This window comes from Paenibacillus darwinianus (assembly GCF_000598065.1).
In the GTDB taxonomy this organism is placed as follows: Bacteria; Bacillota; Bacilli; order Paenibacillales; family Paenibacillaceae; genus Paenibacillus_I; species Paenibacillus_I darwinianus.
Genome location: NZ_KK082115.1, coordinates 44,774 through 65,698, shown reverse-complemented (window position 1 = coordinate 65,698; position 20,925 = coordinate 44,774). Strand labels below are relative to the sequence as shown.

Sequence of the window (20,925 nt, the reverse complement as noted above, 5' to 3'; positions counted from 1 at the left end):
AATCTCAGGAAACGGCCAGCACGCCGCTGGGCCGTTTTTAGGGAATCCGCGGTCGGAATACCCTCATGCAGCGCCTCACCGCGTTCAAAATTCAACAACAGCCTCACCGTTCTCCGTAGCCAGAGGAAGCTTTTTCCTGTATCATCGAATCTATCTATCATCCATAGACGGGTTGTGTTCGCTTGGGCGTATTGCTGCTGGTATTATCGATGCTGATGTGGAGCCTGGTAGGCACCTTCGTTAAAATCTCGCTGACGATGGTCGATGCGACGACCGTCACGTTTTTCCGCTTCTTTTTCGGCGTCGTATTTATAGCTCTCCTGCTGCTGATTAAAGACCGCAAAATTCAATTGAGGGGAAACCTGACGTGGATTTGGTTCGGAGCGGCGGGAAAAACCGCGAATTACATTTTCGAGAATATCGGGCTGCACTACGGCTACTCGTACGGCAATATGCTGGTCACCCCGATTCAGACCGTGTTTCTGCTGTTCATGACGGTGTTCTACTTCAAGGAAAAAGTGACCCCGGCCAACTGGGTCGCGGCGGCGCTCTGCATCGGCGGCGTCCTGATCGTAAGCTGGAACGGCCTACCTTTGCAGCTCATGTTCGAGAACAGCGGGTTCACGACTTTGCTGTTTGCCGGGGCCGGGATCGGGGCGGGATTCCACTTCCTGAGCCAGAAGGTGCTGCTCCGTTCGATGGACGCCGGCAATATGAACTTCTCGGTGTTTTTCTGGGCCTCGCTCATCACGCTGATGCCGCTGCCGTGGACGTTCGAATGGTCCGGCACCGTCGAAGCCGACGCCCTGCTTGCGCTCGTCGTCCTCGGCTTCATTACGGGCGTCAGCTTTTACTTTTTTTCCATCGCGCTGGCGAAAGTGTCGTTTCTGGTCGCCGTCCTGGTCGGCAACGCCGCTCCGCTGTTCATGATCCTCTGGGGACGGCTATTTTTCAATGACCCGGTCACCCTCTATATTATGGTGGGAACAGCGGTTTTTCTCGCAGGCATTCTGCTTCTGAACCTGCCGGTCCGCACCGGTGTAAAAGCGCCGCTGGAGGAATGATAGGCAAAAAGCTGTCGTTCCTTCCCCCGGTTGGGGAGCAGAACAGACAGCTTTTCTTCAATCCGCCTCCGCAGCAAAAGCCTGCAGCACCTTCCCGATGCTGTCCTGAATCAAATAGTCGGCCCGTCCGTCATAAGGAGTCGGCGTCCGGTTAATCAGAATCAGCTTGTTTCCATTGTAGAGCCTGACGAGCCCCGCCGCAGGGTTCACGTCAGCGACGTTCCGCCGACAATGAGCACATCCGCCTCGCCGATATAGGCGACCGCCGCCTCCAGCGTGTTCCCGTCAAGCGCCTCTTCATACAGCACGACATCCGGCTTCACGATACCGCCGCATTTGCCGCATTTCGGCACGCCTCCGCCTATATCCGCAAACTGCAGCACCTCTCCGACGATTTTTCGCAAGGCTCCGAAATCCATCGGCTATAGTCTCCTCTTATACGGTCATTGTATTTAAATGATTCGGAACTAATTTTGTTTGAAAGCTGCTGCAATAGATAAGACGGTTCCTAAAACACTTAAAAAGATGGCGAAATTCATAAGCCATACAGAATCTTGCGCCGTCAGCTTCCACAGCACGAGCACAGAAAGGCCGAGGATTGTAAATTGTATCCCCAAGAGCACAAAAAGCAGTCCTTGGCTTTGTTTAAAACGCTTAAAAAGGATCCAGCAAACGATCATGCTCACAAGCAGTGCCGCGGGAATCAAAATCAGAAATGATATCAAGGCATTAAATTCTCCTTTTCGACCGCATCATGCACCAGTCCTTTTTATACCATAATAATACCAATTACCTGTTTCGCCAAGCCCGCGCGGGATTAGTGTCTTGCATAAGCTTATTTTTCTGCTGCTTAACAATTTTATTTGGAAAGAGCGAGGTGGTGACACTTAGCTTTTTTCTTTGTACGCGGCGATTCTACTGGTCTGTACGAATTTCATGGTATTCCTACGCATAGATTTTTTTGCACAAAAAAACTGCCCTCATCAGGACAGTTCCTCCGCTTCGACCGCTTCCATCCCCTGCCGCTCTTTCACGCATTCAGGGCAAACATGCAGACGGTCGACGCCGTTATGCCCGCCGACAGCCGCCGCGTCCTCCGCGGGGGCGTCGACGGCGCCGCATACTTCGCAAATGCTGGCCATTGCTGATCGCTCCTCCTCACTTGTCTTCCAGGTGCCAGTCATGAAAGCTCTCGATCGACTCGCCGTCCCCGGTCTTGATTTCAAACCCCAAATCGAGCACCGCCTGCTGAAAATCGCGCATCGACGCCGCCAGCTCGTCGTACGCCACAACCGCTTCCTTCCGGTCCAGTGCCACCTCCGCCGAGCGGATGCCCCACGTGTCGTGGAGCGCCCGGCTGATTTTGTCGGCGTCGGTCTGGTCGCCCATGCCGGGAATGATGATGGTTCCGTTAGCCATGCAAAAACACCTCATTAGCGGGATTTGTTGAGACTCCGGCCCATGCCCTGCAGGAACCGGACCATCAGGGACAGAGAGGCCATCACGTCCGGCCCCCGCATGCTTTTCACGATGCTCCACAATCCGCCGCCCCCGCGCTCCTGCCTTCCGGCTTCCCCAACCGTCCCGGCCGCTGTCGCGCTGTCGATGCCGGCGGTCAGGCCGTTCATCAGCACCGCCAGCTTCGCCGGGTCCAGGCTGCTGAGAAACTGGAGCGCGCCCATCGCGTTCTTGATGATGCGGTGCGCGCCCGGCTTGTTCATCTGCTCCAGCCCGATCGCCGTAATCTGGCCGCTCTGTTTCAGCATCGCGCGCATCGCATCCAGCACGCCCAGCCGGTCGAGCTCATTCAGGATATCGAGCCCTTTCAGCAAAGGCTCGCTCCCGCCGGCGGTCGCCTGGAGCAGCCGGTCCATCGCCTGGACCTGTTCCTCCGCCGCATTCTGCGTCTGTCTGTCAATGCGGGTGATCGCTTCGGCCAACGGCCTCGCCTCCTGTCACGATATCCGGGATCGGAATATAATCCGGCCGCTTCCACTTGTCCTCGACCCTCACGCCGATTTGCGGCACCGGGTTGCCGAAGCGATGATTTTCCCGCGGCAGCGGGCTGTCTCCCTTCGGCTCCAGCACCTCCATCTTCACGTTCATTTCCTTGTACGCCGGCGTATGGGTAATCCGGTCATGGTAGCTGCTCGTCAGCATGTTCACGGCTGAATCGACATCGGGAGAGTTCATCGTCAGATACAGCTCGTTGCCCCACACCCGATCCGTCACCTCGACGCGAACCTCCACTTGTCCGTACGGGGACATCAGCCGGACCCGCGCGCCGCTGCTGATCCCCCGCTCCCGTGCCAGCTCCGGCGATACCTCCAGCCACTCGCTCGGAACTTTTTTCGTGATCCCCTTCGAGCGGTAAGTCATATTGCCCTCGTGAAAATGCTCCAGCAGCCGCCCGTTGTTCAGATGCAGGTCGTATTCGGGACCCGGCTCGAACGGCGGCGTCCAGTCCACCGGAATCAGCTTGGCCTTCCCGTCCGGGAAGCCGAACTTCTCGGTGAACAGCAGCGGCGTATCCTGCCCGTTCTCCAGCACCGGCCAGACCAAGCTGTTCCAGTTATCCAACCGCTCGTAGCTCACGCCCGCAAACACGACGGCAAGACTGGCCGCTTCCGCCATAATCTCGCTCGGATGCGTATAGTTCCACCCGGCGCCCAGCCGGTTCGCAACGTCCTGAATGATCATCCAGTCCGGCCTGGAATCGCCGAGCGGCTCGAATACTTTATAGAACCGCTGGATGCGCCGCTCCGTATTGACGAACGTGCCGTCCTTCTCCAGACTTGGCGCCGCCGGCAGAACGACGTCGGCGAACTGGGCGGTTTTCGTAAAGAAAATATCCTGCACGACGAAGAAATCGAGCTTGTTGAACGCCTCGTGCACATGGTTCGCGTTGGAATCGACCAAGGCCATTTCTTCTCCGAACAGGTACATCGCCTTCAGCTCGCCCTTATGAATGCCTTCGATCATCTGATGGTTGTTGTACCCGGGATCGGGCGGCAGGCTGACTCCCCACGCCTTCTCATATTTGGCGCGAATCTTCTCGTCCTGCACCGCCTCGTAGCCCGGGAACCAGGCCGGCATCGTGCCGAAATCGCACGCGCCCTGCACGTTGTTGTGCCCGCGCAGCGGATAGGCGCCGGTACCGGGCCGCCCGTAGTTGCCGGTCATCAGCAGCAGGTTGGAGATCGCCGTACTCGTATCCGTCGCCCCCATATGCTGGGTCACGCCCATCGCCCACAGGATGCACACGCTTTGGGCCTCGTGAATCATCGTCGCGATGCGAATCAGTTCGTTCTGCGACAGCCCCGTTTTTTCCTCGGCGTATGCCAGCGTATATTTATCCAGCGACGCTTCATACTCGCGCACGCCGTTGACCCGGCCGTTCAGGAACTCCCGGTCCTCCCAGCCCTGGTCAAGAATGTACTTCGTCACGGCGGAGACCCAGATCAGATCCGTGCCCGGCTTCGGCCGCAGAAACACATCCGCCCGCCGGCCGAGCTCATGCTTGCGCAGGTCGACGACGATCAGCTTCTGGCCGTGAAGCTTGTGCGCGCGCTTGACACGCGTTGCCAGCACGGGGTGGGATTCCGCCGGGTTCGCGCCCACAACCATGACCAGCTCGGCGGCCGCAATATCGCGTATCGTGCCCGAATCGCCGCCGATGCCGACCGTCCGCATCAGCCCGGCCGTCGCCGGCGATTGGCAGTAACGCGAGCAGTTGTCCACGTTGTTGCTGCCCATCACGGCACGCGCAAACTTCTGGAAAACATAATTTTCCTCGTTGCTGCACTTCGACGACGAGATGTAGCCGATCGAATTCGGCCCGTGCATATCCTTGATCTCCTTCAGCCGGCTCGCGATCAGCGTCAGCGCCTCTTCCCACGTCGCTTCCACGAACCGGTCGCCCTGGCGGATCAGCGGCTTCGTCAGCCGCTCCTCGCTGTTGACAAAGTCCCAGCCGAATTTTCCTTTAATGCAGGTCGAGATGCCGTTCACTGGAGCCTGCGAGGTCGGCTGGATGCGAAGAATCTGGCGGTCTTTGGTCCATACCTCGAAGCTGCATCCTACACCGCAGTATGTACATACCGTTTTGGTCCGCTCAATCCGCGCCTGCCGCATCGCCGCCTCGACCTCGGAAATCGCAAAAATTTCCTGATAACCCGGCTCGACCTCCTTGGTCAGGTTGATCATCGGCAGCAGGAGATCGTTCGGAATGCCGGTCAGGAAGCCCGCTTCGCCAAGCATCGACTTCTCCATCAGCGCGTTGCACGGGCACACATTGACGCAGTGGCCGCACGAGACGCACGACGATTCGTCGATCGGCTTGCCGTTATCCCACAGCACCCGCGGGCGGTCCAGGCTCCAGTCGATCGTCAGCGTTTCATTGACCTGTACATCCTGGCAAGCCTCCACGCAGCGCCCGCACAGGATGCATTGATCCGGCTCGTAGCGGTAGAACGGATTCGTATTGTCCGGAGGGTAAGGCTTCGGCTTGAACGCGTATTTCTGATGCTGCACCTGCAGATGCTCGGCAGTATTATGGAGCGTGCAGTTGCCGTTGTTGTTGTCGCAAACGGTGCAGTACAGCTCATGATTTTCCAGCAACCGCTGCATCGCTTCCATCTGCGCTTCCTTGGCTCTCGCCGACACGCTGTTGACGGCCATCCCGGGCCGGGCCTCGGTCGCGCACGCCCTTTTCAGCTCGCCGTCCACCTCGACCATGCATGTATCGCACGATTGAATGGCGCCGAGATTCGGATGATAGCAGACGTAAGGCAGGTAATGTTGATGCGTTTGGGCCGCCTGCAAAATGCTTTGTCCCGGCGTCGCCGTATATTCCCCATCGTCGATGCGGAACGTGAACGCTTGCTCCGTTTGCTGGTTCATGCTGGCACCACCACCTTGTCGTCTCTGGTTCGGAATCTGGATCGTATAGCATAGCTTGACATTCAGGCAATAGTGTTACCAACTGAGGCAAATCCATACGACCATCCCAGAGCGCGCTTCAAGGCTTATCTCTTCCGCGCCAACAGCGCCGGCCTGCGCCTCACGCCGCCGCAGCCCGTTCCCTCGCGGCCAGCAGCAGAAACACGGCGACGCCCGCCCACGAAAACAGCGATGCGCCGATGAGCAGTCCGGTCATCGGGATGTCCTGCGCCAGCAGCGAAGTGCTCAGCAGCGGGCCGATCGTACCGCGGACGCCGAACAGCATCATATGCAGGCCGAACACGACGGCCTCGCGGCCCGGCGCCAGCCGGAACAGGTACGCCATGATGCCGATATCCCAGATCGCATCCCCGATGCCCTGAATGCCGCTGCCGGCCAGCACGGAGGCGTAATTTCCGAACAGCCCGTACAGCAGCGGCACAAGCGAATACGCGAGCAGGCCGTAGACGATGCTTTTCTTCGCGGAAATCCGGTCGATCACCCAGCCGACCGTCAGATAGGCGAGTAGCAGGCAGCCGAAGTAAGTTGCGCGCGCATAGCCGAGCTGCGCATTGCTCAGCGACAAATATTCGACCTGAATCATATTATAAAGCGGTTGCGAGAATAGGTTAGCGAAGCCTGACAAGGTGGTCGCTACCAGAAAAAAAGCCAGCTCGCGGTTTTGCCTGACCAGCCCGAACTGATCCTTGAGCGACGCCCGCTTAACGGCGACCGGACGCGCCGGTCCGACCCCCGATTCCCGCACGCCCATCAGAAACAGTATAGACAGAACACCGGTCGCCGAGGCGGCCAGCAGCGGGCCGGCCGCTCCCGAGTAGTCCATCCAGCGGCCGATCAGATAAGCGAGCGGGATCATGAGCGCGCCCATGGCGACGCGCACATTGCCCATCAGCCTGCCGCGCAGATGCGGCGGATAAATGCGGGTGATCAAGGCCGGATACGCCGGTGCCTGAATGCCCATCAGCAAATGGAACAGCAGCGCCACGGCAACGAACACGATCGGCGCCCCGAAGAAGGCGGGGAGAATGATCAGTATCCGGCCGATCAGATTCGGGATGATGACGAACGGCTTGGGACTTGTCCGCTCGATCCACGACGCCCACACGGGCGAGAACAGCAGGCCGATCGCCGGGGCAGCAGCCAGCAGGCCGACCTGCAAATTCGTCGCTCCGGCCCGCAGCGCCATCGGAATGTAAAATTGGTTAAACACAACGTTGAACACGCTGAACGTCATCGCCGCCCAGGCGTCGAAGCGGAAATTATGCCACGCCTGCGGACCCATCTGCACTTTAAGCTGCTGAATAAACGATCGCGGATTTATCATGAATGTCTCTAGTCCTCCGATTGGCAGCCGTTGACGTTCGCCCGGCGGCAAGCTCTAGTTGTAGAATCCCACGGTTGCCCCGCCAGCGCAAGAGAAAATTTTACCAATACGCACAAAAAGTGAGCCCTCCAGCCGGAGGACCACTCGATGCGCATTCGTTCTATTGCAGCCCCTTCCCCGACGGTGCGGTTAATCCCTTTTTCTATAATTTTACTATATTTTATGGTAAAATAACAGATAAAAAGGAACCCCCGCGAAGCGGATCGGTCCGCTTCGCGAAGGCCCCTTTTTGCAGCTTGCTGCAGCTATCTTATCACTTGCCTAACAGTATGCGCGTATACTCGGAGTCGATCGGCAGCATGATGACAGGCTCGCCGCGGAACGTCGTCACATAGCTGTCCAGTGTCCGGTACAGTTTATAGAATTCCGGATCCTTGCCGTACGCTTCATTATAGATGCGCGCGGCCTCCTGCTCGCCTTCGGCGATAATCTTTTTCGAATCGGCCTCGGCCTGGGCGATCAGCTCCTGCGCCTGCCGGTCCGCATTGGAGGTAACCTTGCGCGACTGCTCGTCTCCTTCGGAAAGATAGCCGGCGGCGATCGACTGGCGGTCGGAGATCATCCGGTTATAGACGCTTTGCTTGTTCTCCTCTGGCAGATCGGTTTTCTTGATCCGCACGTCAATGATCTCGATACCGTAATTTTGCCGCTCCGCCACTTCGGCGACAATGCTCGTAATTTCGACGTTAATATCCCCGCGCGCCGTATTTTCGCTGATGATGCTTCCGTAGTCCGTCTCGGAAAGCTTGCGGCGCACCGCGTTGTAGATCGCATCCCCGATCCGCCCTTCCGCCGTTGAGACGGTTTGCAGCGAACGGAGAAAACGCTGCGGATCGCTGATGCGCCACACGGAGTAATTGTCGACGATGATCGGCTTCTTGTCTTTCGTCAGAATCGTCGTCGGCTGGCTGTCGTATACCTTCTGGTATTTCGGCAGGGACTGCACCGACTCGATGAACGGGATCTTGAAGCGGATGCCCGGTTCCTCGTGAATACGTGTCGCTTCGCCGAACTGCAGCACAATCTTATACTCGCCCTCGTTCACGATAAATATCGAGCCGGTCAGCACAGTGATCAAGAGCAGCATGCCTGCCGCCGCTGCGATCCATTTATTTCTCGTCATCGCGTCGCGCCCCCCTCTGCGCCCGGCTGTCCGGAAGCGCCCGCTTTAGCGCCGGCCGGGTTTCTGAGAAAACTGTCCAGCGGCAAATAATTGACCGTATCTCCGCTGCCGTCGGTCACGATCAGCTTGGCGTTCGGCAGCACCCGCTCGAGCGTTTCCAGAATGAGCCGGTCAGCGGTGACCGCCGGATTTTTCACGTATTCGTTGTAAACCGCATTAAATTTGGCCACATCGCCTTCGGCATTCAGAATACGCGATTTTTTCTCGGCCTCCGCATTCTCGATCAGCGCCTGCGCTTCGCCGCGCGCCTTCGGCAGCCGGTCGTTGACATATTTCTGCGCCTGATTGATCTTCGTATTTTTCTCCTCGCGCGCATTCGTCACTTCCTTGAACGCTTGCTGAACCTGGCCCTCCGGCGGCTCGATGTCCTGGAATTTCAGGTCGATGATTTGGATGCCTGTCTGGTAACGCGTCTGGATCTCCTCGAGCTTCGTCTTCACCTCGGTCTGGATGACCGTTTTCCCTTCGGTAATCGCAAAATCGAGCTTCGTCGAGCCCATAACCGAGCGGATCGCTGCGCTGGCCGAGTTGCGCATAAACAGCTCGGGATCCTCGATATTGTACAAATAATCGCGCACGTTCGATATTTTCCACTCGACGACCGCATCGGCGGAAACGATATTCTCATCGCCGGTAATCATAAGCGCCTCTTCCTCCACCGGCGTCACCTGTCCGCGATCGTCCTCCCGGTATCCGATCTGGATTTTTTGCGTCAGGTTGGCCGGCACCTTCACGACCCGCTGCACCGGATACGGCAGCTTGAAATGCAGGCCGGAGCTTTCCTGCGTCGCCGTATATTTGCCAAATGTAAGAATCGCAGCCTGTTCCTGCTCCTGTACCGTATAGAACACGGTCGAGCCGATCCACACTGCGATCAATACCGCGGCACCGATTACCGCGTTCCGCCACAAATTTTTCGGCAGCTGGGGCACCCTGTGCGTGTTGCCCGTTTTACCGCCTTGATAGACATCCATATGCGTCCTGGCCCCTCTCCTGGCATTTGTCTCCAGCATCGTTCTATTTATACTTTCGGTTGCTCTCCTTCATACGATGAACGGCGGAGAAGCGTTTCGAAAAAGCGTGCCGTCATACCGCTTGCCCCGCGATCATACGATGAGTATGAAACGGTTTTTTCGGCTGCGAGGCCGAGAGTTGGGACACAGGGATGTAGGTATAGAAGGAGGAAACGCGCGTGAATGCAGACGAGATGAAGCAATTGGAACGGTCGATCGACGATGTCACCGAGATCGCCAAGGGGTTTGGGCTCGATTTCTACCCGATGCGCTACGAGGTTTGCCCGGCGGACATCATTTACACCTTCGGCGCCTACGGCATGCCGACCCGGTTCAGCCACTGGAGCTTCGGCAAAACATTCCATCGCATGAAGATGCAGTACGATTTCGGGCTCAGCAAAATTTACGAGCTCGTCATCAACTCGAATCCATGCTACGCTTTTCTGCTGGACGGCAACTCGCTGATCCAGAACAAGCTCATTGTGGCGCATGTCCTCGCCCATTGCGATTTTTTCAAAAACAACGCCCGCTTCCGCGCCTCCAACCGCAACATGGTGGAGAGCATGTCCGCCACGGCGGAACGGGTCGCCGGCTACGAGATCAAGCACGGAGCGGATGCGGTGGAATCGTTCATCGACGCGGTGCTCGCCATCCAGGAGCATGTCGATCAGACGATCGTGAAGCCGTATCAGCTCGACAAAAGCCGTTATATCGACCTGCTGCGCAAGCAGGACAAGGAACGCGCCGAAGCGCCGGAACCGCGCGCGCCTTACGCCGACCTGTGGGAGCTGGACCCGGATACGAATCCGGCTGCCGCCGGCGGGAAAAGGGAAGGCGAGCAGGGAAAGCATTTTCCGCCGCAGCCGGAGAAGGATGTCGTCTGGTTCATCGAGGAATATTCGACCGCGCTTCAGGACTGGCAGCGCGACATCATGTCCATGCTACGAGATGAAATGCTGTACTTCTGGCCGCAGATCGAGACGAAAATCATGAACGAGGGCTGGGCTTCGTACTGGCATCAGCGCATCATCCGCGAGCTGGATTTGACGAGCGAGGAAACGATCGAATTCGCCAAGCTCAATTCCGCCGTCGTGCAGCCGTCACGCCACAGCCTGAATCCGTATTATTTGGGGCTGAAAATTTTCGAGGACATCGAGAAGCGCTGGGATGAGCCGACCGAGGAGGAACGCCGGCGGTTCGGGCGCGAGCCGGGCAAAGGCCGGGAGAAAATATTCGAGGTTCGCGAGTTCGACTCCGACATCTCGTTCCTGCGCAATTATCTCACGAAGAGGCTCGTTGGCGACCTGGATCTGTACGTGTTCGAGAAAAAAGGGCCGGAGTGGAAAATTACCGACAAGGCCTGGGAAAGCATCCGCGATCAGCTGGTCGTATCGCGCGTGAACGGCGGCTTCCCTTGCATCGAAGTGACCGACGGCGATCACAACCGGACCGGCGAGTTGTACCTTACCCATCGCTACGAGGGAGTCGAGCTCGACCTGAAATACGTGGAGCGGACGATGCCCTACGTCGTCCGGCTATGGGGCAAGAACGTCCACCTGCAGACGGTGGTCGAGGATAAACCGATCGTATTCAGCTGCGATGGCAAGAAAATCAGCCGCAAATTCATCTGAGCCCGGCCGCCATCGGCCGCCTGTGTTTCGCCCTCATTCGTTGCAGGTATTGAAAAGCAGGAAGGCGGTCAGGCGGATGAGCTTCGAAAGAGAACGCAGGGCCGACGAGGAGCAGCTGCATATTTAGCGGACACAGGTCGCCGCGCCGAATGCCGGCATATCCGGTCAACACAACCGCCGAAGCGAATCGCTTCGGCAGTTATTTTTTCACTTTCGTTGGGTTGCCTAACGGTTCGGATAATCTATACCTGCTGGACCTCAGGTATCCCAAACTCAAACCAATTGCCTACTTCCCCGAACCCGTCCAGTCTATAGTACATGTATTTATCGTTTTCTTTCTTAACTTTAATTGGAGCTAACGGTTCCGGAAGATAATATACATCAAAGTCTTGCCCAAAAAACCGAACAGCAGAACAAGATTCACCGCACTCGGTCGATCTTCCGCACCGATCAATGCGCCTCTTTCGCGCGCACCGCCATCCAATCCGTCCGGTAGAACCTCACCATAACCGCAAGCCCGAACACCGTGAGGAACGAATACAAGGACAACCAGGCGCCGAGGCTCCCCATATCCAGCACATAGATAAATAAGTAGGCCAGCGGCACGAACAGCCCCCAACTGACGGCGAACGACACTCTCAGCAGGAAAGTCGTGTCGCCGATTCCCCGCAGGCCGCCGGCATAGAAATTGAGCAGCCCGTCGAAAATTTGCAGATAAGCCGAAACCTGGATCAGGTAGGCGGCCGTCTCGTACACCGCCGGATCATGAGGCGCGTACAGGCGCGCGATCGGCTCCGCGAAGAACAGCTCGACGGTGCCGAGCAGAATCAGAAAAATCGTTCCGAGGATCGCGGTATCGGTGCCTGCGCGCCGGCCCGCATATGGATTGCCCGAGCCGATGTATTGGCCGACCAGGATCGTCGCTGTCGCCCCGAAAGCGAAAGCCGGCATAAAGCCGAACGACATGACATTCAGCGCCACCTCATTCGCCGCCAGCGCTTCATCGCCGAGGCTCGCCACGAACACCGTGAAGATATACATCGACAGGCTGAGCGAAAACTCCTGCACGCCCAGCTTGCCGCTTTCCTTGGCGAGCAGCTTCAGCTCCGAACCGTTCAAAGGGACGGGACGACGGGTCTCGAACTGCCGATTCAACATAAAATAAAAAACGAACACGCACACGAGCACCTGCAGAGCCTCTCCTGCCAAAACGGCCAAGCCTGCCCCGAACAAGCCGAGCTCAGGGAACCCCAGCTTGCCGAACGTAAGCGCATACGTCAGAAAAATCATGGTGCCGCTGCCGATGAGCGAGATGTACATCGACATCCGCGTAGCCCCGATCCCGCGCAGAAACCCGTGAAACGCGAAAGAGACGATCCCGAACGACATGGCATAAAACCGAAGCTGCAAATAACCGGCGCCCGCCTCGACGCCTGCGGCGGATACGCCGGTCAAGCGCAAAATATCGGTCGCAAACAGCCAACCTGCCGAGGCCGTGACGCCCGCGAACACCAAGCAGAGATAGAAAGCGAGATACGTCCGTTCTATGCCCTTCTTCATGTCGCCCGCGCCGTAGTTTTGGGCCACCAGATAATTGACCGTATGGCCGATGCCGGAGAAAATCGCAAACGCATTGTACATGATAATGTTGCTGACGCCGACGACCGCAATGATCGTCATGCCGAGTCCCCCGACCATGATCAGGCTTATGGTGCCGGTGACCGTCATTGTGGCGAAAGAAACAAGAGAGGGGATGGCGAGCAGCATAATTGTCTTCCAGTTATTGAACACGGTGGCACAGCCTCTTCTCTCTATATAGTCTCTTACATTCTATGAGAGACAACAAATAAAGTCAAGAGCACAGGCCGTTATCTTGTCGTAATCTTCGGGATCAGGCAGCCGACGAAATAAGCGGTTTTTTTGTGATCTAACGGGTGCAAAGTCAGGCTCGCCCCACCGAAAAAAGCGGAAATCGCTTCCGCTTTTCAAAGAGAACCCGGGGTGCCATTGAAGTTCAACGACTCGAAGTCAAAAACGTCTCCGGCTTGTTGTCCGTACTGCCCAGAATGAGCTGGTCGACCGTCATGAAGGCGCAGCCGATCAGGCCCGACATTTTGCCCAGAATCGATTTGTTGATTTGCAGATGGCGGGTCGCCAGCGGCAGCGAGCGCCGGTAAATGCCTTGCCGGACGGAAGCGAGAAAAACGTCGCCGAATTCCGCCACGCCCCCGCCGATTACAACCAGGGACGGATTGGAGAAATTGACGAGCGACGCTATGACCCTTCCGACCCATTCGCCGCTCTCCCGGATGAGCTCCGTGCACAAGGGGTCAAGTTGCTCGATACCCGCCCGAATATCCTTCAGGCTCAGCTCGCCTTTCTCCTGCAGCACAGTCTGCAGAAACCGGCTCCGCCCCGTGACCGCGAGCTCCCTGGCCTTGCCCGCGATCGCCTTGCCTCCGGCCGTCGCCTCAAGGCAGCCGGTGTTGCCGCACCAGCAGAGCACATCCGCGCCGACATCGAAATGGCCGATGTCCCCGGCGCTGCCGCTCGCCCCGCGATACAGGCTTCCGTCGCAAATGACGCCGGCGCCGATGCCGGTGCCGATTTTCACATAGATCATATTATCCACTTCAAAGCTTAGTCCTTTGGCATGCTCTCCGAGCGCCATCACATTCACATCGTTATCGACGTAACACGGACAATTGAAATGCTTCGCCCAGAACTCCCGGATCGGATAACGGTCCCAACCGGGCATGATCGGCGGCGAAACAGGAAGCCCGGAAATGAACTCGACCGGACTCGGGATCCCGATGCCGATGCCCATGACGGTTTCCTTGCGGATGCCGTGCCCGCTCATCAGCTTGCCGGTCAGCGCGAGCACCCGCTTCAACACATTCTCGGGGCCTTCCGCCAGATCGACGGCCGCCCGGTCATGGCAAATGATGCTGCAATCGAAATCGCAAAGGGCGACCCGCACGCTGGACGTGCCGAGTTCGATCGCAACGACGTTACCGGCGTGCCTGTTCAAGGTATACAGCCGCGGCTTTCGCCCTCCGCTGGATTTGCCGACGTTCGCTACCTTGATTAATTTTTCGGTCAGGAGACGCTCCACATGATCGGAAACCGCCGACAACGACAGGCCCGACTTGTCGGCGAGCGCCGTTTTGGACAACGGACAGTCTGCTCTGCGAATAAGCTGCAATAGGTGTGCGGTCATGGAGAGCACGTTGCATTCACCACTTTCATGATTACTGACAACAATCCCGTGGAAGCCGCCGGACGCTAGTAATGAAACCGGGACAGCGACGCATTAAGCTCATCGGACAGCTGCCGCAGCCGCTCCGACAGCTCCACCAAATGACTGCTGACGGCCAGTTGTGCTGCGCTTTGCGACGCGACCTCCTCGGAAACCGCCGAGGACTCCGGCGACACCGCGCTCACATGGCCGATTGATTCCCCGAGCGCCGATTGCGAGAGCTTCAACCGCTGCAGAAGCAGCGAATTGTTTTCAAGTCGTTCGGCCACGTCCTCCATAGCGGCGTCCACGCAATGAAGCTTGATGGTGAACGGACGACGCTTATCCGACATATCGGCACCCTCGCTCTACAGAATGGCGTTTCGGTCGGCGGCCCCGGCAGGCTCTACCTTCTCCCAGGTTCCGGAACGCGCGCTTTGCAGAACCGCATCGATAATCAGCATGATCTCATAGCCATCCTTGAACGAAGCGACGGAATCCGCAGGCTTCCGACCGTCCCGCACCGCTTCGTAGAATTGCTGCATCATATTTTTCAGGCTGTCGGTCCAGCCTTCCTCATGCCCGCCCGGATAGTGGACATAAGGAAGCGCCTCCTTCTTGAGCTGGCTCGGATCCCGTCTGACCGTCTGCCCAGGTTTATCCCGGTAGCCGACAAGCAGCCGGAACGGCTCCTCCTGTTTCCAGTTCCCGGAAGCGAACGATCCGTCCAGCGTCAGCTCCAGCGCGTTCTTGTTGCCTGCCGATACTTGGGACACCGTAAACACACCGTGCGCCCCGCCCTCGAATTTGACCAGTATTGAGCAATAATCCTCCGTGCGAATGGCCACCGGCTCTCCGCGATCTTCGCCGCCGCCGAAGGTTGACGCCCCCTTAAGAGGTTTGTAGCGCGTCGGAATCACCGTCGACATGTCAGTCAACACCTCCGAAACACGCAGGCCCGACACATATTGGCCCAAGTCGTACAGGTGCGAGCCGATATCGCCGATCGCGCGGGCCGCTCCCCCATATTCGGGCTCGATCCGCCAATTATAATCCGTCTCGTAGAGCAGCCAATCCTGCAAATAGTGACCTCGGACGACCCGAATATCGCCCAGCTCGCCGTCCAGGACCATCCCCCGCAAATGCTGCACCATCGGAAACTGCCGGTAATTGAAATGGACGCCGGTGACCCGTTCTTTCTGCTCTGCCAGCCGGTACAGTTCTCTCGCCTCTTCGCTTGTCAGCGTCAGCGGCTTCTCAGAGAGCAGATGCTTGCCGTGAAGCAGCACCTGCTTGTTCGTTTCATAATGCAAATGGTTGGGGGTGCAGTTGTGGACGACGTCGATCTCTTCATCCTGGAGCATATCCAGATAATTGCCGTACGCTTTCGGAATATGCAGTTCGGCGGCGAGCTCCTCCGCCCTGCTCTGGCCCTGCTGCACAACGGCCACGATGTCTACGAATCCGAGACGTCTGATGGCTTCGATATGCGCCTTGCCGATAAAGCCGGCCCCCATTATCGCTGCCCGTATTTTCCGCATATACGTCCCGTCCTTTCCGATTACTTGTTGATCGCTTTGCGTCCGAAAGCGACCGCCAGTATAATGATCAGCCCTTTCACGATCATTTGCTGGCTCACATCAAGGCCCATAATGATCAGGCCGTTATTGATCGTGCCGATCATCAGCGCGCCGATGACCGTGCCGATGACCGTGCCGACGCCGCCGAACAGACTCGTACCGCCCAGAATGACCGCCGCAATGACGGACAGCTCGTCTCCTTCGCCGAAGGTGTAGCGTCCGGAATGCATCCGGCCGGCGTACAGCATGCCCGCGAGCCCGGCCATCATCCCCGACCCCAGCATGACATAGAGCTTCGTCCTGCTCACATTGACGCCCGAGAACCGTGCCGCGCTTTGATTGCCTCCGGTTGCAAGCGTCCGTCTGCCGAATGCGGTCTTCTTCAACACGATGTGGCCAACCACTGCAGCCGTAAGCGTCCAGAAAAACATAACCGGAATGCTGCCGATTTCGCCGGATCCGAATATAAACACATAGGTTTTGTCGATGATCGGTACGGGAGCGGTGCCGGTAATCCACATGGCGAGCCCTTTCGCTATGCCCATCATGCCTAAAGTAACGAGAAACGACGGAATCAGCACCTTGGTTACCAGCAGTCCGTTAATCAAGCCGATGATAAGCCCTGTACCGATGCCGGCCACGATCGCCCCGAGAATGCCGAAGCCGGACTCCAGCGCCATAGCGGACGTCAACGACGACAGCGCCGCGATCGAGCCGACCGACAAATCGATTTCGGCGGCGCTGATGACGAAGGTCATCGCGACGCCCATGATAGAAATGATGGCGGTCTGGCGAATGATGTTGAGCATATTGTTTGTCGACAGAAAGCCGTCGTCGCTCAGCGTGGCCGAGAAATAGATCAGCACGCCGACAAATGCGATGTAAACGATGTATTGTCTCCAATTAAACGGTCTGACAGCGGAAGCTCCGCCGGTCACTCCGTTTCCGCTAGAAGCCTTGGATAGCATGCTGCAGCTCCTCCTCCGAACTAATGTCCTTGCGCATGAATTGCTTAACCGCTTTCCCGTCGTGAAACACGAGAATACGGTCGCTGACTGCCAGAAGCTCGGTCATCTCCGAGGAGACGAGCAGGATGCTTTTACCCTCGTCGGCCAAGCTTCGGACCATCTCGATGATTTCCGTTTTCGCCCGAATATCGATTCCGATCGTCGGCTCATCCAGCATGATGATGTCCGGATTGTTGGCCAGCCATTTGGCGAATACGATTTTCTGCTGATTGCCGCCCGACAGCAGTCTGGATTCCTTATAGATCGAATCCGTCTTGATGTTCAGCTTCGCGACCCATTCTTCGGCTACCCGGTCGCCTTTCTTATCGTTGACGAGCACGCTCGTCACCTTGGAGATCGAAGGCAGCAGAATATTGTCCCTCACTTCATGCTCCAGCACAAGTCCCTGGACCCTTCTGTCCTCCGGCACCAGCGCTAATCCATAACCGATCGCGTCCTGCGGCGACCGTATCGACGCTTGCCGGCCCCTGATATGCACCTCGCCTTCGATAATCGGATCGATGCCGAACAGCGCCCGCATCGTCTCGGTCCGCCCGCTGCCCATCAAGCCCGCTATGCCGAGAATCTCGCCCTGGTGCAGCTCGAAGTCGACGCCGTTTACCCGGTTGTTCGTTTGGAGTCCCCGGACCTCAAGAATGACGTCCTCCTTGGCGATCCCGTTCCGTTCCTTCCACTCGAACTTGTCCAGATTTTTGCCTGCGATATGCCGGATTACGCTATCCATATCCAGCTCGTTCACAGCGGCGGTGACGATGTGCTTGCCGTCCCCCATAATCGTGATCCGATCGCAAATCTGAAAAATTTCCTCCATCCGGTGCGATATATAGATGATTGAAATCCCCTTCCGCTTCAGGCGGCCGATGAAATCGAATAAAATTTCGGTCTCCCTTTTCGTCAGCGATGAAGAAGGTTCATCCATAATGAGCAGCTTCGTTTCCTTCGACAGCGCTTTGGCGATTTCGGTCATTTGCCAGTAGCCCACGCCCAGATCCGCTACCAGATCGTCCGGCTTGATATCGACGTCCAGCTCCTCCAGCAGCTGCCGGGTGCGGCGCACGCATGCCTTGTCGTCGATCATGCCCAGCTTTGTCCGCGGTTCTCTTTCCAGAAAAATGTTCTGCGCCACGGTCAAGGAGGGCACGAGACTGAACTCCTGAAAAATCATCGAGACGCCGTGCTTTTCGGCGTCCTTGGGCGCCCTGATCTGCGCTTCGGCGCCGTCGATCACAATCTTTCCGGAATCCAGGCTGTACACGCCCGTCAAAATTTTCATCAAGGTCGATTTGCCTGCGCCGTTGCCGCCCATCAAGGCGTGCACCTCTCCTTTCCGCAGCTCAAAGCCGACGTTGTCGAGCACCTTGATGCCGTTGAACGATTTGGAGATATCGCGCATTTCCAATATTGGCGTTTCCATCGCAAGTACCCCTTTGCAAGATGGGATCGCAGCGTCGGGCGCTCCGATCCCCGCTTTAATTTCCGTCCGGTTACACCCCGGTTCTCACCCATTTGCCGCTGGCGGCCGATTCCAGAATTGCGTCGGAAATGACAGAAATCCGGTAACCGTCATAGAAGTTCGGCGACACCTCCGTGTCGTCCACGATCGATGCGATGAAATCATGCGCTTCGATGATCTTCGTCTCCCCGTAGCCGATGCCAAGCGCCGGGATCGGCCACAGTGCGCCGCCGTTTGGATGCGCGGGACCGGTATAGATCGTGCGGAAGCCCCGTCTGTCGTCCGGATCGTTCGAGAAACAGACCTGCAGCTCATCGCGCCGCTCATAATTAAAGGATAAGGAGCCTTTGTCGCCATGTATTTCAAACGTCAGGAAGTTGTTTCGGCCCCAGGCGTTGCGGGTCGCTTCAATGCTGCCCACCGCGCCGTTCTCGAAACGAACCAGCGTGCTGATTTCATCGTCAACGTCAACCGTCTGCTTCTGCACGTCTCCGGCCGCCTTCACGGCGCCAAGCTTGTCGGCTCCGCCCGATTGCACGGGACGCTCTTTGATCCAGGTGTTCGACGTTCCCATAACCTCGGTAATCTCGCCGACCAGATAGCGGGCAAAATCGATCACATGCGTCGCGATATCGCCGAGCGTGCCCGAGCCCGCAATGTCCTTGCGAAAACGCCACGACAGCGGCGAATTCGGGTCTGCCGACCAATCCTGCAAATAGGTGCCGCGGAAATTCAGAATGTTGCCGATCGCGCCTTCTTCGATATACTTCTTGGCCAGCGTAACGGCTGGCGTCCGACGGTAGTTAAAAGCGACCATATGCTTGACGCCCGCTTTGTTGACCGCCTCCAGCATCTGCTTTGCTTCCTCGGTCGTGCGCGCGAGCGGCTTCTCGGAGATGATATGCTTGCCCGCTTGCGCTGCGGCAATTGCGATTTCGGCGTGCGTGTTGTTCGGAGTCACGATATCGATGATGTCGATTTCCGGATCCTCGATGACCCGCCGCCAGTCGGATGAGTAGTTGGCGAAGCCGTAACGGTCCGCCGCTTCCTTGGCCAGCGCATCGTTGATGTCGACCACGGTTTGACGAACCGGAATGGCCGGCGCCGGCCAGAAAAACATCGGCATGCCCGCATAGGCAAGCGAGTGAGCCTTCCCCATGAACCCTCCGCCGATCATTGCCACTTTTAATGTACGCATTCCATTTTCTCTCCTCTATATATGAGTTGAAGTTCTTCTGCCCTGAACCTTGGGCTGCGGCCGGAACCTTCAGCACCGGCCGCAGCTTCGGTTGTTAGACGAGGGGCCCTGTGCAAGCCGCCCCGCGCGTCAAATTACTTCGCCGCGTCTTGAATCGTTTTCGGCGCATCGGCCTGGTACACCGTTTTCCATGCATCGAGAATATTGTCCTTCGTGACCGCCAGAGCCGGAACCGCTACATAAGGAGGCGCTTCCTTGCCGAGCAGCGAGTATCCCGCCAGAATCGCTTCGGCAACCCCTTGGTCGTAAGGAAGCTGGGCGCCGAGGCCCTTGATCATGCCGCCGGATGCGATATCGAGCGCGACGTTGGTGCCGAGGTCGATCGTCGTGATGACGAGGTCGTCGCGGCCGGCCGAGCGGGCTGCCGCCAGCGCGCCTTCCGCCGGAACGTCCCATACGACGAAGATGCCTTTCAGGTTCGGATTTTTGGTCAGCATCGCGGAAGCTACCTTCTCGCCATCGTTCGGGCCGGTGATGCCGCCGCGTTCCACCAGCTTGATGTTCGGATACTTCTCCGTGATCGTCTTTTCAAAAGCATCCGTGCGCTGCTTTGTTACGAAGAAATCCGCATCGTGGAAAATCATCCCGATCTCGCCTTCTTCGCCGATCGCCTTCGCCATGATGTTGGCCGCTTCCACGCCGTTGCCGTAGTTGTCGGCGGATACGACGCTGACATAATCCTGGCCTGCCTGAAGACCGCTCGGCTTGTTGTCCATAAATACCAGCTTCACGCCTTGCGCAGCCGCTTTCCTGAACGCCTCGGCAGTCGAGACCGGGTCAACCGGAATGCTGACGATCACATTCGGCTTCTGCGACAGGATCGTTTCGATGTCGGATACCTGTGTCTCGGATTTGAAGTTCGCGTCCGTCGTCGCGATGACCTCGATGTTCATTTTCGCAAACGTGTCCTTCAGCCCTTTGAGCTGGGCGGTTGACCAGTCATTGCCCGCGTAGTGCATGGAGATCGCGGCTTTGTAGTTGCCTTCCTTAATCTTGGCCAGCTCTTCTGGCGTCAGCTTCAGCGTTTTGGCGGAAACGGCGCTTTCTCCGTCCGGACCTTTGCTCAGAATTTCTTTATCCGGCAGCGACTGGTTGATCGTGATCGGTCCGTCCGCCGCAGCGCCGGCATCG

The 20,925-nt window shown here is 57.5% G+C and carries 19 protein-coding genes; 2 read left to right on the top strand and 17 right to left on the bottom strand.

What is annotated here, in order from left to right; translation table 11 throughout:
- Positions 1-182 precede the first annotated feature (182 nt).
- Positions 183-1,064 (top strand): DMT family transporter, encoded by an 882-nt coding sequence (locus BG52_RS00290; protein WP_036586015.1) that lies wholly within the window; start codon positions 183-185, stop codon positions 1,062-1,064.
- Between the two features lie 57 nt (positions 1,065-1,121).
- Here the strand turns inward: BG52_RS00290 and BG52_RS16665 are convergent, their stop codons facing one another.
- From BG52_RS16665 to hflK, 9 genes are all read right to left on the bottom strand, one after another.
- Positions 1,122-1,274 carry a hypothetical protein gene (locus tag BG52_RS16665; protein WP_317628068.1) on the bottom strand — a complete coding sequence of 51 codons (153 nt, stop codon included), beginning with the start codon at positions 1,272-1,274 and terminating at the stop codon, positions 1,122-1,124.
- A complete protein-coding gene (locus BG52_RS16660) occupies positions 1,271-1,483 on the bottom strand; it encodes a Sir2 family NAD-dependent protein deacetylase (protein ID WP_051587699.1) in 213 nt (70 codons plus the stop codon). The genes BG52_RS16665 and BG52_RS16660 overlap by 4 nt, the downstream gene beginning before the upstream one ends.
- A 564-nt stretch (positions 1,484-2,047) precedes the next feature.
- Positions 2,048-2,206 carry a hypothetical protein gene (locus BG52_RS15770; protein ID WP_190287422.1) on the bottom strand — a complete coding sequence of 53 codons (159 nt, stop codon included), beginning with the start codon at positions 2,204-2,206 and terminating at the stop codon, positions 2,048-2,050.
- 16 nt (positions 2,207-2,222) lie between these two features.
- Positions 2,223-2,483 carry a heavy-metal-associated domain-containing protein gene (locus BG52_RS00275; protein ID WP_036586019.1) on the bottom strand — a complete coding sequence of 87 codons (261 nt, stop codon included), beginning with the start codon at positions 2,481-2,483 and terminating at the stop codon, positions 2,223-2,225.
- A gap of 14 nt (positions 2,484-2,497) precedes the next feature.
- Positions 2,498-3,004 carry a helical membrane plugin domain-containing protein gene (locus BG52_RS00270; protein WP_036666526.1) on the bottom strand — a complete coding sequence of 169 codons (507 nt, stop codon included), beginning with the start codon at positions 3,002-3,004 and terminating at the stop codon, positions 2,498-2,500.
- On the bottom strand, positions 2,979-5,966 hold the full coding sequence (gene fdhF / locus BG52_RS00265; protein WP_036666523.1) for a formate dehydrogenase subunit alpha: 2,988 nt from the start codon (positions 5,964-5,966) through the stop codon (positions 2,979-2,981). The genes BG52_RS00270 and fdhF overlap by 26 nt, the downstream gene beginning before the upstream one ends.
- Positions 5,967-6,126: 160 nt before the next feature.
- Positions 6,127-7,350 carry an MFS transporter gene (locus BG52_RS00260; RefSeq protein WP_051587697.1) on the bottom strand — a complete coding sequence of 408 codons (1,224 nt, stop codon included), beginning with the start codon at positions 7,348-7,350 and terminating at the stop codon, positions 6,127-6,129.
- A 313-nt stretch (positions 7,351-7,663) separates the two neighbouring features.
- On the bottom strand, positions 7,664-8,533 hold the full coding sequence (gene hflC, locus BG52_RS00255; RefSeq protein WP_036586025.1) for a protease modulator HflC: 870 nt from the start codon (positions 8,531-8,533) through the stop codon (positions 7,664-7,666).
- Complete coding sequence (hflK, locus tag BG52_RS00250; RefSeq protein ID WP_051587696.1) at positions 8,530-9,567, bottom strand: FtsH protease activity modulator HflK; 1,038 nt, start codon at positions 9,565-9,567, stop codon at positions 8,530-8,532. The genes hflC and hflK overlap by 4 nt, the downstream gene beginning before the upstream one ends.
- 233 nt (positions 9,568-9,800) lie before the next feature.
- Here hflK and BG52_RS00245 point away from each other — a divergent pair, with 233 nt between their 5' ends.
- The gene (locus BG52_RS00245; RefSeq protein ID WP_036586099.1) at positions 9,801-11,237 is read left to right on the top strand and encodes a SpoVR family protein; all 1,437 of its coding nucleotides are present in this window, start codon (positions 9,801-9,803) and stop codon (positions 11,235-11,237) included.
- A 450-nt stretch (positions 11,238-11,687) separates the two neighbouring features.
- On the opposite strand, the gene BG52_RS00240 is transcribed toward BG52_RS00245, so the two are convergent.
- The 8 genes from BG52_RS00240 to BG52_RS00205 all read right to left on the bottom strand — a co-directional run.
- Complete coding sequence (locus BG52_RS00240; RefSeq protein ID WP_036586027.1) at positions 11,688-13,028, bottom strand: MATE family efflux transporter; 1,341 nt, start codon at positions 13,026-13,028, stop codon at positions 11,688-11,690.
- Positions 13,029-13,251: 223 nt separating this feature from the next.
- On the bottom strand, positions 13,252-14,457 hold the full coding sequence (locus BG52_RS00235) for an ROK family transcriptional regulator (RefSeq protein ID WP_223298878.1): 1,206 nt from the start codon (positions 14,455-14,457) through the stop codon (positions 13,252-13,254).
- A 65-nt stretch (positions 14,458-14,522) separates the two neighbouring features.
- Complete coding sequence (locus tag BG52_RS00230; protein ID WP_036586029.1) at positions 14,523-14,828, bottom strand: hypothetical protein; 306 nt, start codon at positions 14,826-14,828, stop codon at positions 14,523-14,525.
- Positions 14,829-14,843: 15 nt separating this feature from the next.
- Positions 14,844-16,016, bottom strand: coding sequence for a Gfo/Idh/MocA family protein (locus BG52_RS00225; protein WP_051602265.1), 1,173 nt, complete (start codon positions 16,014-16,016; stop codon positions 14,844-14,846).
- Between the two features lie 20 nt (positions 16,017-16,036).
- Entirely contained in the window at positions 16,037-17,023 is a 987-nt protein-coding gene (locus tag BG52_RS00220; RefSeq protein WP_051587593.1) for an ABC transporter permease, read from the bottom strand.
- On the bottom strand, positions 17,004-18,497 hold the full coding sequence (locus BG52_RS00215) for a sugar ABC transporter ATP-binding protein (RefSeq protein ID WP_036586031.1): 1,494 nt from the start codon (positions 18,495-18,497) through the stop codon (positions 17,004-17,006). The genes BG52_RS00220 and BG52_RS00215 overlap by 20 nt, the downstream gene beginning before the upstream one ends.
- A 70-nt stretch (positions 18,498-18,567) precedes the next feature.
- Positions 18,568-19,734 carry a levoglucosan dehydrogenase gene (locus BG52_RS00210; protein ID WP_036586033.1) on the bottom strand — a complete coding sequence of 389 codons (1,167 nt, stop codon included), beginning with the start codon at positions 19,732-19,734 and terminating at the stop codon, positions 18,568-18,570.
- A 134-nt stretch (positions 19,735-19,868) separates the two neighbouring features.
- On the bottom strand, positions 19,869-20,925 hold a 1,057-nt coding region (locus BG52_RS00205), incomplete at its 5' end, for a substrate-binding domain-containing protein (RefSeq protein WP_144340686.1).